This window comes from Aeromicrobium panaciterrae (assembly GCF_039537165.1).
In the GTDB taxonomy this organism is placed as follows: Bacteria; Actinomycetota; Actinomycetes; order Propionibacteriales; family Nocardioidaceae; genus Aeromicrobium; species Aeromicrobium panaciterrae.
The window spans coordinates 1,673,942-1,687,917 of sequence record NZ_BAAAZZ010000002.1; the positions used below are offsets into that span (position 1 = coordinate 1,673,942).

General features: G+C 68.0%; 14 protein-coding genes and 1 tRNA gene. 5 read left to right on the plus strand and 10 right to left on the minus strand.

What is annotated here, in order from left to right:
• Positions 1-89 precede the first annotated feature (89 nt).
• Positions 90-1,580, plus strand: coding sequence for a potassium/proton antiporter (locus ABD683_RS09075; protein WP_344769238.1), 1,491 nt, complete (start codon positions 90-92; stop codon positions 1,578-1,580).
• An 8-nt stretch (positions 1,581-1,588) separates the two neighbouring features.
• On the opposite strand, the gene ABD683_RS09080 is transcribed toward ABD683_RS09075, so the two are convergent.
• Positions 1,589-2,098 (minus strand): LytR C-terminal domain-containing protein, encoded by a 510-nt coding sequence (locus ABD683_RS09080; protein ID WP_344769239.1) that lies wholly within the window; start codon positions 2,096-2,098, stop codon positions 1,589-1,591.
• Positions 2,095-2,397 (minus strand): type II toxin-antitoxin system VapB family antitoxin, encoded by a 303-nt coding sequence (locus tag ABD683_RS09085; protein WP_344769240.1) that lies wholly within the window; start codon positions 2,395-2,397, stop codon positions 2,095-2,097. Before ABD683_RS09085 ends, ABD683_RS09080 begins: the two co-directional genes overlap by 4 nt.
• Before the next feature lie 345 nt (positions 2,398-2,742).
• Here ABD683_RS09085 and ABD683_RS09090 point away from each other — a divergent pair, with 345 nt between their 5' ends.
• The gene (locus ABD683_RS09090) at positions 2,743-3,612 is read left to right on the plus strand and encodes a phosphatase PAP2 family protein (protein WP_344769242.1); all 870 of its coding nucleotides are present in this window, start codon (positions 2,743-2,745) and stop codon (positions 3,610-3,612) included.
• A gap of 55 nt (positions 3,613-3,667) precedes the next feature.
• Here the strand turns inward: ABD683_RS09090 and ABD683_RS09095 are convergent.
• A tRNA-Ser gene (locus ABD683_RS09095) sits at positions 3,668-3,755 on the minus strand.
• 106 nt (positions 3,756-3,861) lie between these two features.
• Between ABD683_RS09095 and ABD683_RS09100 the strand changes: the two genes are divergently transcribed.
• The 3 genes from ABD683_RS09100 to ABD683_RS09110 are packed head-to-tail and all read left to right on the plus strand — an operon-like array spanning position 3,862 to position 7,258.
• The gene (locus tag ABD683_RS09100) at positions 3,862-5,727 is read left to right on the plus strand and encodes an anthranilate synthase family protein (protein WP_344769244.1); all 1,866 of its coding nucleotides are present in this window, start codon (positions 3,862-3,864) and stop codon (positions 5,725-5,727) included.
• Positions 5,724-6,413, plus strand: coding sequence for an aspartate/glutamate racemase family protein (locus ABD683_RS09105; RefSeq protein ID WP_344769246.1), 690 nt, complete (start codon positions 5,724-5,726; stop codon positions 6,411-6,413). Before ABD683_RS09100 ends, ABD683_RS09105 begins: the two co-directional genes overlap by 4 nt.
• Before the next feature lie 23 nt (positions 6,414-6,436).
• A complete protein-coding gene (locus ABD683_RS09110; RefSeq protein WP_344769248.1) occupies positions 6,437-7,258 on the plus strand; it encodes a nucleotidyltransferase domain-containing protein in 822 nt (273 codons plus the stop codon).
• Here ABD683_RS09110 and ABD683_RS09115 read toward each other — a convergent pair.
• The 7 genes from ABD683_RS09115 to ABD683_RS09145 form a co-directional block, all read right to left on the minus strand.
• A complete protein-coding gene (locus tag ABD683_RS09115; RefSeq protein WP_344769250.1) occupies positions 7,247-8,164 on the minus strand; it encodes a DMT family transporter in 918 nt (305 codons plus the stop codon). The genes ABD683_RS09110 and ABD683_RS09115 overlap by 12 nt on opposite strands.
• A 99-nt stretch (positions 8,165-8,263) precedes the next feature.
• On the minus strand, positions 8,264-9,889 hold the full coding sequence (locus ABD683_RS09120) for a S1C family serine protease (RefSeq protein ID WP_344769252.1): 1,626 nt from the start codon (positions 9,887-9,889) through the stop codon (positions 8,264-8,266).
• A 62-nt stretch (positions 9,890-9,951) separates the two neighbouring features.
• The gene (locus ABD683_RS09125) at positions 9,952-11,325 is read right to left on the minus strand and encodes a sensor histidine kinase (protein ID WP_344769254.1); all 1,374 of its coding nucleotides are present in this window, start codon (positions 11,323-11,325) and stop codon (positions 9,952-9,954) included.
• A complete protein-coding gene (locus ABD683_RS09130) occupies positions 11,322-12,014 on the minus strand; it encodes a response regulator transcription factor (protein WP_344769256.1) in 693 nt (230 codons plus the stop codon). The genes ABD683_RS09125 and ABD683_RS09130 overlap by 4 nt, the downstream gene beginning before the upstream one ends.
• Positions 12,015-12,127: 113 nt before the next feature.
• A complete protein-coding gene (locus tag ABD683_RS09135) occupies positions 12,128-13,018 on the minus strand; it encodes a fructosamine kinase family protein (RefSeq protein WP_344769258.1) in 891 nt (296 codons plus the stop codon).
• A gap of 50 nt (positions 13,019-13,068) precedes the next feature.
• Entirely contained in the window at positions 13,069-13,563 is a 495-nt protein-coding gene (locus ABD683_RS09140) for a low molecular weight protein-tyrosine-phosphatase (RefSeq protein ID WP_344769260.1), read from the minus strand.
• Positions 13,560-13,943: a phage holin family protein gene (locus ABD683_RS09145; protein ID WP_344769262.1), complete on the minus strand. Its 384-nt coding sequence runs from the start codon at positions 13,941-13,943 to the stop codon at positions 13,560-13,562. The genes ABD683_RS09140 and ABD683_RS09145 overlap by 4 nt, the downstream gene beginning before the upstream one ends.
• Between the last annotated feature and the right edge of the window lie 33 nt (positions 13,944-13,976).

The following is a 13,976-nucleotide window of genomic DNA, read 5'->3' on the forward strand; positions in this document are numbered from 1 at the left end:
AACTGTGTCACCTGACGGTTGGGACCATGGTGGAAGACCACCAGTTGCCGCCCGATAGAATCGTGATCCGTCGAGTCCAGGAGGCCCGCGTGGATGTCCACGAGCTCGACCAGCTGCTGCTGATCGGTTCTGGAGTCCTGATCCTCGCGGTCCTCGCAGTGCGGCTCTCCGTCTCGGCCGGACTTCCCTCACTCCTCGTCTATCTCGGGCTCGGCCTCCTGCTCGGCAACTCCGGGCTCGGCGTCCCGTTCGACGATGCCGACCTGGCACTGGTCCTCGGGTTCTCGGCCCTTGTGCTGATCCTCGCGGAAGGTGGTCTCTCCACGAAATGGTCGGAGATTCGGCCGTCGATGGGATTCGGCATGCTGCTGGCGACCCTCGGCTCGGCGATCAGCGTGGTCGTCGTCGGTGTCGGCTCGCACTACCTCCTCGACCTCGACTGGGAGCTGGCCTTCCTGCTCGCCGCCGTCATGACGCCGACCGATGCCGCCGCGGTGTTCTCGGTCCTTCGCTCGGTTCCGTTGAAGCACCGGGTCACCGGGACCCTCGAGGTCGAGTCCGGCCTCAACGACGCTCCGATCGTGGTGCTGGTCGTGGCGATCAGTGCGGGTGACCTCGCCGAGAAGGGTGCGTGGGCGTTCACCGGGCTGATCATCTTCGAGCTGATCGTCGGTGTGGTCTTCGGCTTCGTCATCGGCCGGGTCGGCGCCAGTCTGCTGCGCCGGGTCGCCCTCCCGGCGTCGGGTCTCTATCCCCTCGTCGTGTTCGCGTTCACGGTGCTGGCGTACGCCTCGGCGGCAACCGTCCACGCCAGCGGCTTCGCCGCGGTCTACATCGCTGCGCTGGTGCTGGGCAACACCGAGCTGCCACACCGTACGGCGACCAAGTCGTTCGTCGAGGGCATCGGGTGGCTCGCCCAGATCGGCCTGTTCGTCATGCTGGGGCTGCTGGCCGATCCCGGCAGCTTCGAGTGGTGGCACGTGTGGACGGGACTCGCCGCGGGTGCGCTCATCACCTTCGTCGCCCGTCCGCTGTCGATTGCAGCCTGTGCCGTGTGGTTCGACCGTCCGCGACCCGAGCAGGCGTTCATCGCCTGGGCCGGCCTTCGCGGAGCCGTACCCATCGTCCTCGCGACGATTCCGCTGGCCGCCGGGGTCAAGGGCGCAGACGACCTCTTCAACATCGTCTTCGTGTTCGTCGTGGCCTACACCCTGGTCCAGGCAGCGCCCCTCGCGAAGTTCGCTGCGTTCTGCGGCGTGCTCACCGATGCCGCCCGCGACGTCGAGGTCGAGGCCGCGCCGCTCGAGCGGGTGTCAGCCGACCTGTTGCAGATCCGAGTGCCCAGGGGATCCAAGCTTGCCGGCGTCGAGATCGGTGAGCTGCGCCTTCCGACGGGCGCGTCGGTGTCGTTGGTCGTACGAGACGGCAAGACGTTCGTGCCGCACCGGACGGACCGCCTCGCGGTCGACGACGACCTGCTGATCGTCGCTGCGCGGTCGGTCCGGGAGGCTGCCGAGCAGCGGCTCCGCGACGTGGGCCGTCACGGCCGGCTTGCGGGTTGGGGCAAGAACCAGGACTAGCCCGAGGACTAGGGCACCTGGAGGGTCGGCACGCAGGTCGTCACGTCGGTCGCGGCGACGACGCTGCGCGCCGGCTTGCCGCGGAGCTTCGTGAACGCGTCGCCGACCACGACCGCGACACCTTCCTTGACGGTGATGTCGGGCGCGGCGTAGACCACCTTGTCCTGGAACTGTGCCGCAACCAGCTTGACCCGCGGATCGTTGGGGTCGTTGGTCAGGATCGTGACGGCCGCCTGCTTGGCGGCACTCGTGCTGTTGCCGATCTGGCCGCCCAGGAAGCCGTTGCGCTGCAGGTTGATGGTGACGCGGTTGGCGAGACCCGCGCGCTTGCTGGCGTTGAACACGTTGACCGTCACGACGTTGCTGGTGAGCTGCTCGCCCGCCTTGACCGTCTGCGCCTTGCAGGTCGGTGCCGGCGGTGGGTCGTTCGGCTTCGCGAGCAGCATCTGCACGCCGAGCACGCTGCCGAGGACGAACACGACGGCGGCACCGAACATGGTGAGGACGCGGACGTTCACGCCTTCTTGCCGATCGAGTGGACGCGGGCGTGCAGCATGTTGCGCTGCTGGAGCGCGGCGCGAAGGGCCCGGTGCAGGCCGTCCTCGAGGAACAGCTCGCCCTCCCAGCTGACGACGTGGGCGAACAGGTCGCCGAAGAACGTCGAGTCGTCCTCGAGCAGGTGCTCAAGGTCGAGCTGCGTCTTGGTCGTCGTGAGGTCGTCGAGGCGTACCTGCGAGGGCGGGATCTCGGCCCATTGACCCGCACTCAGCCCGTGCTCCGGATAGGGCCGCCCCTCAGCCACCCGTCGGAAGATCACCCCCGCAGTCTAGACAGACAGTCCGTGGGGCGCCGGAACCGTCGTCCGCCGAAGGAGGCGGAACGCATCGCGAGGAGGCCGAGAGGGCGCCCGCAAGGCTCCGAAGGCACCTCGTACGACGGCGTCCTCAGGCCGTATGTCGACCGTCGATCGCGCGGTCGGAGAGGCCAACCGGACGTTTGTGGGTGAAATCGTCAAGAACATCTTCAAAAAACGTCGGTGATAGACGGTAGCGTCTGAGGGAAGAAATCAGGGACATCTCTGGTTGCCCCTGTTATCGGGTGACTAAAAGATATCCCTATGAGGCGACACTCCCGGCGCCTCGTGCGCGATGCAGGAGGTGCGATGAGCAACTCAAACCGGCCTGCAGTGCGCCAATCCCCGCTCTCCTGGGTGTTCTCGGCCAGCCGCATCAAGCGCGGCGCGATCGAGTTCGCCTTCCTGGCGGTCCTCTATGTCGCCTACAGCGCGTCCCGTCTCCTGGCGTCCAACGACTTCGCCCCGGCCCGCGGTCACGCCCTCGACATCCTCGACTTCGAGAAGTCCTGGCGCATCGATGCCGAGTCGTGGCTCAACGACAAGTTCGTGCAGTACGACTGGCTCGGGGTGTTCGGCAGCTACTGGTATGCCACCACGCACTACATCGTGACGATGGTCGTGCTGATCTGGATCTACCGCCGCAGCGCCAGCGAATACGTCACCGCGCGCCGGTCGCTCGCACTCGCGACGATCATCGGCCTGATGTTCTACCTCATCATGCCGACGGCACCGCCCCGACTGATCCAAGGCATGTACACCGACGTCCTCAGTCTCTATTCCTATGCGGGCTGGTGGGGCGCTGACGCGTCAGCGCCCAAGGGCCTTGGCGGCATGACCAACGAGCTCGCCGCGTTCCCGTCGCTCCATGCCGGGTGGGCACTCTGGGTCGCGCTGGTCCTGATCCGCGCGGGTGTCCCCAAGATCGTCCAGGCGCTGGGCGTTCTCTATGCGGCAACGATGGCGATCGTGATCGTCGGCACCGGCAACCACTGGGTGCTCGATGCGGTCGTCGGCTGGGCCATCGTCCTCGCCGCCTTCGGTCTGGTCATCGCCTGGGAGCGTCGAAGTCCTGTCACGGCGCACGAAGAAGCGCATCTCAAGCGAATCGCAAAGCCCGCAGACGACCTGATCGGCGATGACGCCGCGGTCGAAGCAATCCGCGACCGCGACATCTGAGTCGCCGGCCCCGATCGACGACAGAAGCCCACCCCTCGGGGTGGGCTTCGGCGTCTGGCGGAGGATAGGGGATTCGAACCCCTGAGAGCTTTCACTCAACCCGCTTTCCAAGCGAGCGCACTAGGCCACTATGCGAATCCTCCGCGGACGAGGTTACCGGTCGAAGCACCCAGCCAACGAATCGGTACGCAGGTCAACCCATGACAGCCGTGAACACTGCTCGACGCACGCCGATAGGATCGGGGTCTGATGACGACCCTCGACGACCTCCTCGCGCAGCCGGCGTTCGCGCTCATCCGGGTGCGCGACGCCGACACCGTCACGCTCGTCGGGGGCACGCGTACGGATCTCGACTCGCTGTCCGACATCCCCGCCGTCCCGGGCGACGCCGAGGGCTGGGACCACCTGGTCCTGGTGCCATATGCGCAGGTCCGCGAACGGGGCTTCGACGCCCATCAGGACGGCACCCCGCTCAGCGCGATCGCGGCCGAGCTCTCCCTCGAGGTGCCGATCGCCGAGCTGCTGCCGCTGCTCCCCGACCTGCCGATCGACTTCGCCGATCGCGGCGGCTTCGAGACCAGCGACGACGACTACGCCGACGTCGTCCGCCAGATCATCGACGAGGAGATCGGCCAGGGCGAGGGCGCCAACCTCGTGATCGGCCGTCACTTCCGGGCCCAGGTGGCCGACTGGGGTCACGAGCGGGCGCTGACGGTGTTTCGCCGCCTGCTCGAGCGCGAGCGCGGCGCGTTCTGGACGTTCCTGATCTTCACCGGCGACCGCTACCTCATCGGTGCCAGCCCCGAACGCCACGTCAGCGTCGAGGCCGGCCAGGTGCGGATGAACCCGATCAGCGGGACGTTCCGCATGCGCGGCCTCGAGACGCATGCCGACAAGAAGCGTGAGCTCCTCTCCTTCCTCAAGGACGAGAAAGAGATCTACGAGCTCTTCATGGTCGTCGACGAAGAGCTCAAGATGATGTGCGACATCTGCCACGAGGGCGGCCTCGTGCTCGGGCCCTACCTGAAGCCGATGACCCACCTGGTGCACACCGAGTACCTCCTCGCCGGCCGCACCCACCGCACCGTCAACGAGGTGCTCCGCGACTCGATGTTCGCCGCGACGGTCACCGGCAGCCCGGTCGAGAACGCCTGCCGGTTGATCAAGAAGTACGAGGCGGACGGCCGTGGCTACTACGCCTCGATCGCCGCCCTGATCGGCCGCGACGCCGACGGCGCCCCCCGCGCCGACGCTCCGATCCTGATCCGGACGGCCGATGTCGACCTCGACGGCAACCTCAAGGTGACGGCGGGAGCAACGCTCGTACGCGACTCCGACCCGATGTATGAGACCAAGGAGACGTGGGCCAAGGCGTCGGGCATCCTCAGCGCGTTCGGACTCGTCGAGTCGGCGCCCGAGCCCGTCGATGGCTTCGACGCGTTCACCCGCGAGGACGAGGTGATCATCGCGCTCGGCTCACGCAACCAGCGACTCAGCCAGTTCTGGCTGACCGACCAGTCCGGCGCCGCCCCCGTACCATCGCTCGTCGGCAAGCGAGTCGTGGTCGTCGATGGCGAGGACGACTTCGTCAACATGCTGTCGCACGTGTTCGGCGTGCTCGGCATGACGACCGACATCATCCGGCACGACGCCTACGCTGACGGCGACCTCGACGGCTATGACCTCGTCGTCGTGGGCCCCGGACCCGGCGACCCGCGCGAGGTCGACGATCCCAAGATGGCGGTCATGCACGGCGTGGTCGCCGGGCTGCTCGAGACCGAGCGGCCCTTCCTCGCGGTATGTCTCGGTCACCAGGCGCTGAGCCACCAGCTCGGCCTCGACCTGGCATTCAAGGACATCGTCTTCCAGGGCACCCAGAGCACGCTCCAGGTGCTGGGCCGCCCCGAAGTCGTCGGCTTCTACAACACGTTCGTCGCCCGGGTGCCCGCCGCCGGCCTGCCCGACGGCGTCACGGTCGAGACCGATCCCGAGACCGGCGACATCCACCTGCTGGCCGGACCGCACTACCGCGGTGTCCAGTTCCACGCCGAGTCGATCCTGACGCAGAACGGCTTCGGCATCCTGCGGGACCTGGTCACCGATCTCATCGGATGAGGACGATCGGCCTGCTCGGCGGCATGAGCTGGGAGAGCACGGCCGAGTACTACCGCCTCGCCAACGAGCTCGTACGCGATCAGCTCGGCGGCCTGCACTCCGCCAAGATCCTGATGCACTCGGTCGACTTCGCCGAGATCGAGGCGATGCAGGTCGAGGGCCGCTGGGACGACGCCGGCACCGTGCTGGCGGAGGCCGCCGGAAGGCTGCAAGCCGCGGGTGCGGATCTCGTCGTGCTGTGCACCAACACGATGCACAAGGTGGCGGGGCCGATCGAGGCGGCGATCTCCGTGCCGTTCGTGCACCTCGGCGACACCACTGCCGACGCGGTCAAGGCGGCCGGTCTCAGCCGCGTGGGGCTGTTGGGCACGATCTTCACGATGGAGCAGGACTTCTATGTCGACCGACTCCGCTCGCACGGCCTCGACGTCGTGCTGCCAGGGCCCGACGACCGTCAGCTGGTCAGCGAGATCATCTACGAGGAGCTCTGCCTCGGTGTCGTCCGCGACGAGTCACGCGCGATCTATCTCGACGTCATCGAGCGTCTGCGGGCCGAGGGCGCGCAGGGTGTCATCCTCGGTTGCACCGAGATCGAGCTGCTGGTCGACCAGTCTCACGTCGCGACACCGGTGTTCCCGACGACGCTGCTCCACGTGCAGGCAGCCGTCAAGCTCGCCCTGGAATGACCGTGGGTCGATAGCGTGTCAGCGTGCGCGCCATCCCCGAAGCCTTCGACCGCGACGTCGTGACCGAAATCGATCGTCGACTCGACCGAATCGAGGAGACCGAGTCGGTCGCGATCACCTGGGCGATTGAGAGCGGGAGCCGGGCGTGGGGATTCCCGTCTCCTGACAGCGACTATGACTGCCGGTTCATCTACCTGCGATCTGAGCGCGCGTATCTCTCGCCGTGGCTGGATCGTGACGTGATCGAGACGCCGCTGGACAAGATCGTCGACGTCAACGGCTGGGACCTGCGCAAAGCGATCCAGCTCGCGGTAAAGGGCAACGCCGTGGTCGTCGAGTGGCTGCGATCGCCGTACGTGTACCGCGGTTCGGAGGAGTTCAGGACCGAGCTGCTCGACATGGTCGAGGCCGTGGCAGACCGCCCGGCCGTCGGCCGCCACTACTCGCATGTGTGCCGGGATCAGTGGGGGCGATATGGCGGTGGTGGTGAGGTCAGCCTCAAGCGGTTCCTCTACGCGCTCCGCCCGGCCGCCAGCATCCGTTGGTTGGAGAGCCATCCTGACTCGGCCTCGCCGCCCATGGATCTCGGGTCGCTTCTTGCGGAGAACGGATCGTCAGTCGCGGTTCGTGAGGCGACGGACGAGCTCATCGCGCTCAAGGCGCGGACCCGCGAAATGGGCGACGGGCTCGTTCCAGACGTGCTCGCGACCTACGTGTCGGACGCGCTCGAATTGGGGATGGCGATGTTCGACCAGTACGTCGATCGTGACCTCACCGAGGTGAAGGCGCGTGCTGCGTCGACCTTCAGATCGCTTGTGCGCGCCCACGGCCCGTCATCTGTGTGACTGCTCGAGTCCAGCCGGGTCCTCGATCACGGCAGTGCGACGCCTGAGACGGGTGATGGTCACACCGAGCAGGCACAGGCCGCCACCGATGAACGCCAGAGCCGTCGGGATCTCGCCGAGGTAGGCCCACGAGATCAACGTGGCCACTGCGGGGACCAGGTAGGTCGTCGAGGCGACCTGGCCGGCGGAGAGGCGCTTGAGGGCGTAGGCCCAGGTGCTGAAGCCGATTGCGGTCGGGAAGACCCCGAGAAACACCAGCCAGCCGATGTCGCCGGCGGATGCATCACGCAGCTCGTCGATGAGCTGGGGTGCGAACGGCAGGCAGACGACCACCCCGACCAGGCAGGCGAGCCACACCGACATCACGGGTGACACGTCGCGCAGCGCGACCTTCTGGCTCAGCGTGCCGATGGCATAGCAGACAGCGGCGACGAGGCAGAGGACCACTCCGATCGTGCTGGCCGTCTCGACGGACGAGTCCTGCGTGCTGAGGGCGATCAGGGCGACACCGGCGAAGGCCACGGCCATGCCCGCGAGGAGAGGCTTGGGAAAGCCTTCCTTGAAGATGACACCCGCGATCAGCGCGATGAGGATGGGCCCGATGTTGACGATCAGGGCTGTCGTGCCAGCGTCGAGGTCTTGCTCGGCGGCGTTGAGGGCGACGTTGTAGGCACCGAACCAGACGATGCCGTAGAGCACGATCATGCCGAGCGGCTTGCCGGTCGGGAGCACTTCGCGGCGGGGCCAGGCGATGACGGTCATCGCGATCGAGGCCGCGACGAGCCGCCCCAGGGTCAGTGAGCCCGGGGAGAACGTGTCGGCGATCGCGCGGATGCCGACGAAGGCGGAAGCCCAGAGCAGGACGGTGACCAGCAGCGCCGGCAGGGAGAGGTCGCGGTTCTTCACGTACCCACGCTAGTGATCGGCACCGACACCCACGAGCGGAAATCGGCCATCTTGGCGTGCGAAACGGCCGACCTTTCGGCCGGCCGTCTCGGTGAGGCTCTATTCGAGCTTGCCGCCGTCGGAGTCGAGAGTGACCTTCGTGGTGATGGTCTTGCCGTCACGCTGGTAGGTGACCTCGATGGTCTCGCCCGGCTGGTAGCCGCGTACGGATGCCACGAGCGCCTCGTTGCTCGCCACCGGGTGGCCGTTGACCGCCGTGATGATGTCGCCCTTCTTGAGGCCGGCCTTCTCGCCCGCACCGCCCTTGGTGACCTCGGAGACGAGAGCGCCGATGCCGGTGATGTCATCTTCGGAAACGGCTGCGCCGACCTTGACGCCGATGCGGGCGTGGGCGACCTTCTTGCCCTCGAGCAGCTGCTTGGAGACATTCTTGGCAAGGTCGATCGGGATGGCGAACCCGAGGCCGATCGAGCCGGCCTCACCCGCCGAGGCGCCAGAGCGGATTGCCGAGTTGATCGCCACGACGTTGCCGCTGAGATCCACGAGTGGACCGCCGGAGTTGCCGGGGTTGATCGCAGCATCGGTCTGGACCGCCGGGAACGTGGTGGCCTGGCTGTTGGCCGTGGCCGACGACGACGTGACGGGGCGGTTGAGCGCCGAGATGATGCCACTGGTCACGGTGCTCTCGAGGCCGAACGGCGAACCGATCGCGACGACTTCCTGGCCGACCCGCAGGTTGGCCGAGCTGCCGAGCGCTGCCGGGGTCAGGCCGGTCTTGCCCGACACCTTGATGACCGCGAGGTCGGTGAGCGGGTCGGTGCCGACGATCTTGGCGGTGGCGTTGCTTCCGTCGTTGAATGCGACGGTCAGGGTGCCGTCGTCACCGGCGACCTCGACCACGTGGTTGTTGGTGAGGATGTTGCCGTCGCTGCTGATGATGATGCCCGTGCCCGACCCGGACTCGCTCGAGCCCTTGACGTTGATCTGGACGACGGACGGCAAGACCTTCTCGGCGACCTTCGAGACCGCGCTCGCCGGGACGCTGGTGCTGGTCGTCTTGCCGGTGTCGAGCGAGCTCACCGTGGCGGTGCCGTCGTCGTCGTTGAGGGTGTCGTACGCATAGGCGCCGCCGAATCCCGCGCCGGCTGCGAGCGCCGCGAGCGCGACGACGCTGGCCACCTTGCGGCCACGGCGCCTGGGCGGCTCATCGCCGGTCGTGGACAGCGGCGTGGCGGGCTCGTCGCCGCCGAAGTCGGGCACGGGGAATGTCGTGGTCGGCGTGGGGGTCGCCGTCTGAGCTGCTGGAGCCGCTGGAGCCACCGGAGCTGCGGGGGCCTCGGCACTCGCGGCCGCGATGGCGGGCTCAGCCTCGCTGTATCGGTGCGTGTAGGGAGCGGGCTCGGCCACCGGGGCCGACTCGCTCACGGCGCCGATCGGCTCGGCCACCGGGGCGGACGGCTCGGACGGCTGGACGACGGGCTCGGCGACCGGGATCTCGGCGACCGGGATCTCGGCGACCGTGGTCTCCACCGGCTGATCGGCGGGGTCGTTGCGCCGGGGACGCCACCCCTCGTCTGCCGGTTCGGGTGCGGTGTCGGCAGGAGCGGTCGGGGCGGTCGGAGCGGTCGGGGTGGTCGGAGCGGTCGGGGTGGTCGGCTCGTCGGCGTCGCGCGCGGTCGGCGGGACGTACGGACGGTCGGCGAAAGGATCGTGCGTTTCACTCATGGTTCAAGATTCTCGCCTATTTCTGAAACCGCGCTGAGGGCGGAGTGTGAGAGGCGAAAGAATCAGCCTTCCTCAGAACCCGGCAGGACGAACGTGAAGAGGGTGCCGCCGCCCGATTCGGACGCCGCGTCGACGGTTCCGCCGTGGCGGTCAGCGGCGCGACGCACGATGGACAGGCCGAGTCCCGAGCCGGGCAGCGTACGGGCTTCGCTCGAGCGGTAGAAGCGGTCGAACACGTGCGGCAGGTCATCGGGAGCGATACCGGGGCCCTGGTCGGCTACCGTGAGCGCCCCCTCGGTCAGGCGGACGCGCACGGTGCTGCCGCTCGGGCTCCACTTGGCGGCGTTGTCGAGCAGGTTGGTGACGGCTCGCTCCAGGAGCTGCGACTCCCCGAACACCAGCCACGGCTCGAGCTCGACGTCGAACGTCACGCCCGGGGCCCGCAGTCGTACGCGGTCGACCGACTGGGTGACGACGTCGGCGAAGTCGAGAGGCTCGGGGTCGCGGCGCATCGGCTCGTCGCGGGCCAGCTCGACGAGGTCGCCGACGAGGGTCGTCATCTCCTCCAGCTGCGACCGGACGTCGCCCATGATCTCGTGGCGTTCCTCGCTCGACAGCGACCGTTCGGCGTTGTCGGCTGCCTGTCCGATCAGCTCGATGTTGGTACGCAGGCTGGTCAGCGGGGTGCGCAGCTCGTGACCCGCATCGGCGACGAGCTGGCGTTGCCGGTGCTGTGACGCGTCGAGCGCTTGGAGCATCGAGTTGAACGACGTCGTGAGCCGGGCGAGCTCGTCACTGCCGCTGACGGAGATCGGAGTGAGCTGCTGGGTGCGGGCGACACGTTCGGTTGCCGCGGTCAGGCGGCGCACGGGTCGCAGGCCGTTGGCGGCGACCGCCCAGCCGGCCATGCCGGCCAGGGCGACGCCGACGGCCGAGCTCAGCAGGAGGATGACCTTGAGGCGGTCGAGTGCGCGCTCGATCGACTCCATCGGCTGGGCGAGGACCAGCGCGACGCCGGGGCTTGCCCGGACCGCCACGACCCGGTAGCTGACGCCGTTGTACTTCACGGTGCGCATCGATCGTTCTTGCGTACCGATCGACACAGCGACCTCGTGATGGTCGAACGGGAAGTCCTTGTCGGCGGCCTTGGCGAACAACTCGCCGCCACGGACGACGAACGCCTTGACGCCGGTCAGGGCGTCCTCGGCGTCGTTCTTCTCGGTGGGCACGTAGTTGGCGGCCACCGCGTCGTTGGCGCGGCGCAGCATCGAGTCGTCCAACGAGCTCTTGAACTCGGCAGCGACGGTCACATAGACGATCGCGCTGATCATCGCGAGCGTCACGGCCACCGACAGCGTCGTGAGGATCGCCACGCGCAGCGCGAGCGACATGCGGGAGGTGAGCGGTCGGACGAGCCGGCGGAACGGCTCGATCACGGTGGGGTCTCGCGCAGGACGTATCCGACGCCACGCACGGTGTGGAGCAGTCGCGGTTCGCCCTCGGCCTCGAGCTTGCGACGTACGTACCCGACATAGACCTCGAGCGAGTTGGCCGTCGTCGGGAAGTCGAAGCCCCACACCTCTTCGAGGATGAACGAACGCTCGAGCACGCGCTTGGGGCGTTGCAGGAACAGCTCGAGCAGGGCGAACTCCGTGCGGGTCAGAGACAGGGCACGGTCGCCGCGGGTGACGTCGCGCGTCACGGGATCGAGAGAGAGGTCGGCGAACACCAGCGGCTTCTCGTCGGGCTCGACGGCGGCGGCACGGCTCGAGCGACGGAGCAGCGAGCGTACGCGGGCGAGCAGCTCCTCGAGCGCGAACGGTTTGGTGAGGTAGTCGTCAGCGCCGGCGTCGAGCCCGTCGACCCGGTCGGACACGGCGTCGCGGGCAGTGAGCACGAGGATGGGTACGTCGTTGCCGGCACCGCGCAGGGCGCGGGTCGCCTCGAGCCCGTCGAGGCGGGGCATCATCACGTCCATGATGATCGCGTCGGGGTTGATCTGGGGCACCTTGGCCAGGGCCTCGGCGCCGTCGGATGCGAGCTCCACCGTGTAGCCGTTGAACTCCAGCGAGCGGCGCAACGAGTCGCGCACCGCGCGGTCATCGTCGACGACAAGAATTCGCATGGGTCTCAGTGTGCCCGTCATGCCTGAGGTTTGGCTGAGTCAGGCGTCATTGCGTCGCCTTGTGATCTCACCACGCCTCGCAGTATGACGGCTACGCCGTGGGACGCTCACGCTCAGCCGCGGGCGGCTTCGGATGCGCTGCCGTCCAGCAGCGACTGGGCGGCGGAGGCAGCGCGGGCGCCGTACGTGCCGCCGAACATCACGGCGTGCACGAGCAGCGGGTGCAGCTGGTGGAGGGGAAGGCGAGCACGCCACCCGTCGGCAAGCGGCGCGGCCTCGTCGTACGCGTCGAGCATGCGTTGCAGGTGCGGAGCCCCGAACAGGGCGAGCATCGCGAGATCGGTCTCGCGATGTCCGCCGTGCGCGGCGGCGTCGATCAGCCAGATGTTGCCGTCGGCGCCCCAGACGATGTTGCCGGACCACAGGTCGCCGTGGATGCGCGCAGGTGGCTCGTCGTCGGCGGCGAACTCGTGGATGCGGCGCATCGCGGCCTCGATCGTCTCGGCCTCTTCGAGCGTCAGCGCCTCACGGTCGACGGCGGCGCGTACGTACGGCATGACCCTCCGCGACGCGAAGAACTCCGGCCACGTGGGCAGCGGACGGTTGGGCAGGGGTGCGAGGCCGATGAACCCGTCGGTCTCGGCGCCGAAGGTCGGAGCACCGGCCTGGTGGGTGGCGGCGAGGTCGCGGCCGAACCGCTCGGCGGCGTCGGGGGTGGGTTTGCCCTGCTCGACCCAGGCGAGGATCAGGCAGTCCTCGGCGACGGCGAGGACCTCGGGCACGCGCGCTCCACCGGCCTCGGCGAGCCAGCGCAGCCCGTCGGCCTCACGGATGAACATCTGCGCGGGAGCCTGGGGCCGGGTCTTGATGATCGCGTTGTGGCCGTCGGTGAGCCGCAGCCGTGTCGACGTGCAGATGTCGCCGCCCGCGACGGAGGTGGTGGAGACGACACCCTGACCGAGGAGAGCTTCCGCCCGTGCGGCGGTTCCCGTCATGCGTGCCATGTCCACGACGTTACCCCGGGAGATGGTGGCCCGTTCGCGAGATCGGAGACTCAGGACTCCATGAGGTCGGGGAGCTGGTCCACGAGGTGGTCTGCGGTGCGCTCGATCATCTCCAGCACGGCGGCGAACCCCGCCTCGCCGCCGTACCAGGGATCGGGCACCTCGTCGTCGCTCTCGGTGGCCTGGGGGTCGAACTCGCGGAACATGCGTACGCGGGCCTGCTCCGCGACGGTCGGCGCCTGGTCGCTCATGTCGGCCCGGTTGCTGTGGTCCATCGCGAGCAGCAGGTCGTTCTCGGCGAACCAGTCGGTGCTGAACGTACGTGCGCGGTGTCGCGTCGGGTCGTAGCCCGCGGCGCTCAGCACGGCAGCGGCACGCGGGTCCATCGGCTCGCCCTGGTGCCAGCCACCCGTACCGGACGACACGACCTCGACCCGGTCGTCGAGTCCCGCGCTGCGCAGCTTGGCGTCGAGCACGACGTGGGCCATGGGGGAGCGGCAGATGTTGCCGAGGCAGACCACGGCGACGCGGTAGGGGCCTGTCACTTCTTCTTGAAGAACATCCCCAGCACGACGTTGACCAGCGAGATCACGACCGCGCCGAGGACGGCCCACCAGAAGCCGTCGATCTCGAAGTACGACACGTCGAGCTTGTCGGTGAGCCACTCCGTGAGGAGCAGGAGCAGGGCGTTGATGACCAGCAGAGCGAAGCCGAGGGTGATGATGATGAACGGCAGCGAGAGGGTCTTGATGACCGGTGCGACGAACGTGTTGATGACCGCGAAGATGGCGCCGACGATCGCGATCGAGATGACGCGGGCCGCGGTGCTGTCGCCCTCTCCGATGTTCATGTGCTCGCCGAGCAGTCCGGCGGCGATGGCCAGTGCGGCCGAGCTGAGGATCCAGGTGGTCAAGAACTTGGGCATGCCCGATTGTTGCACCACCGGAGGCGAAGACCG

Excerpts from the sequence above, each read along its gene's own strand:
- ABD683_RS09090 (WP_344769242.1), top strand. The coding sequence starts at position 2,743 with ATGAGCAACTCAAACCGGCCTGCAGTGCGCCAATCCCCGCTCTCCTGG.
- ABD683_RS09100 (WP_344769244.1), top strand. The coding sequence starts at position 3,862 with ATGACGACCCTCGACGACCTCCTCGCGCAGCCGGCGTTCGCGCTCATC.
- ABD683_RS09105 (WP_344769246.1), top strand. The coding sequence starts at position 5,724 with ATGAGGACGATCGGCCTGCTCGGCGGCATGAGCTGGGAGAGCACGGCC.
- ABD683_RS09130 (WP_344769256.1), bottom strand. The coding sequence starts at position 12,014 with ATGCGAATTCTTGTCGTCGACGATGACCGCGCGGTGCGCGACTCGTTG.
- ABD683_RS09145 (WP_344769262.1), bottom strand. The coding sequence starts at position 13,943 with ATGCCCAAGTTCTTGACCACCTGGATCCTCAGCTCGGCCGCACTGGCC.
- ABD683_RS09120 (WP_344769252.1), bottom strand. The coding sequence starts at position 9,889 with ATGAGTGAAACGCACGATCCTTTCGCCGACCGTCCGTACGTCCCGCCG.
- ABD683_RS09135 (WP_344769258.1), bottom strand. The coding sequence starts at position 13,018 with ATGGCACGCATGACGGGAACCGCCGCACGGGCGGAAGCTCTCCTCGGT.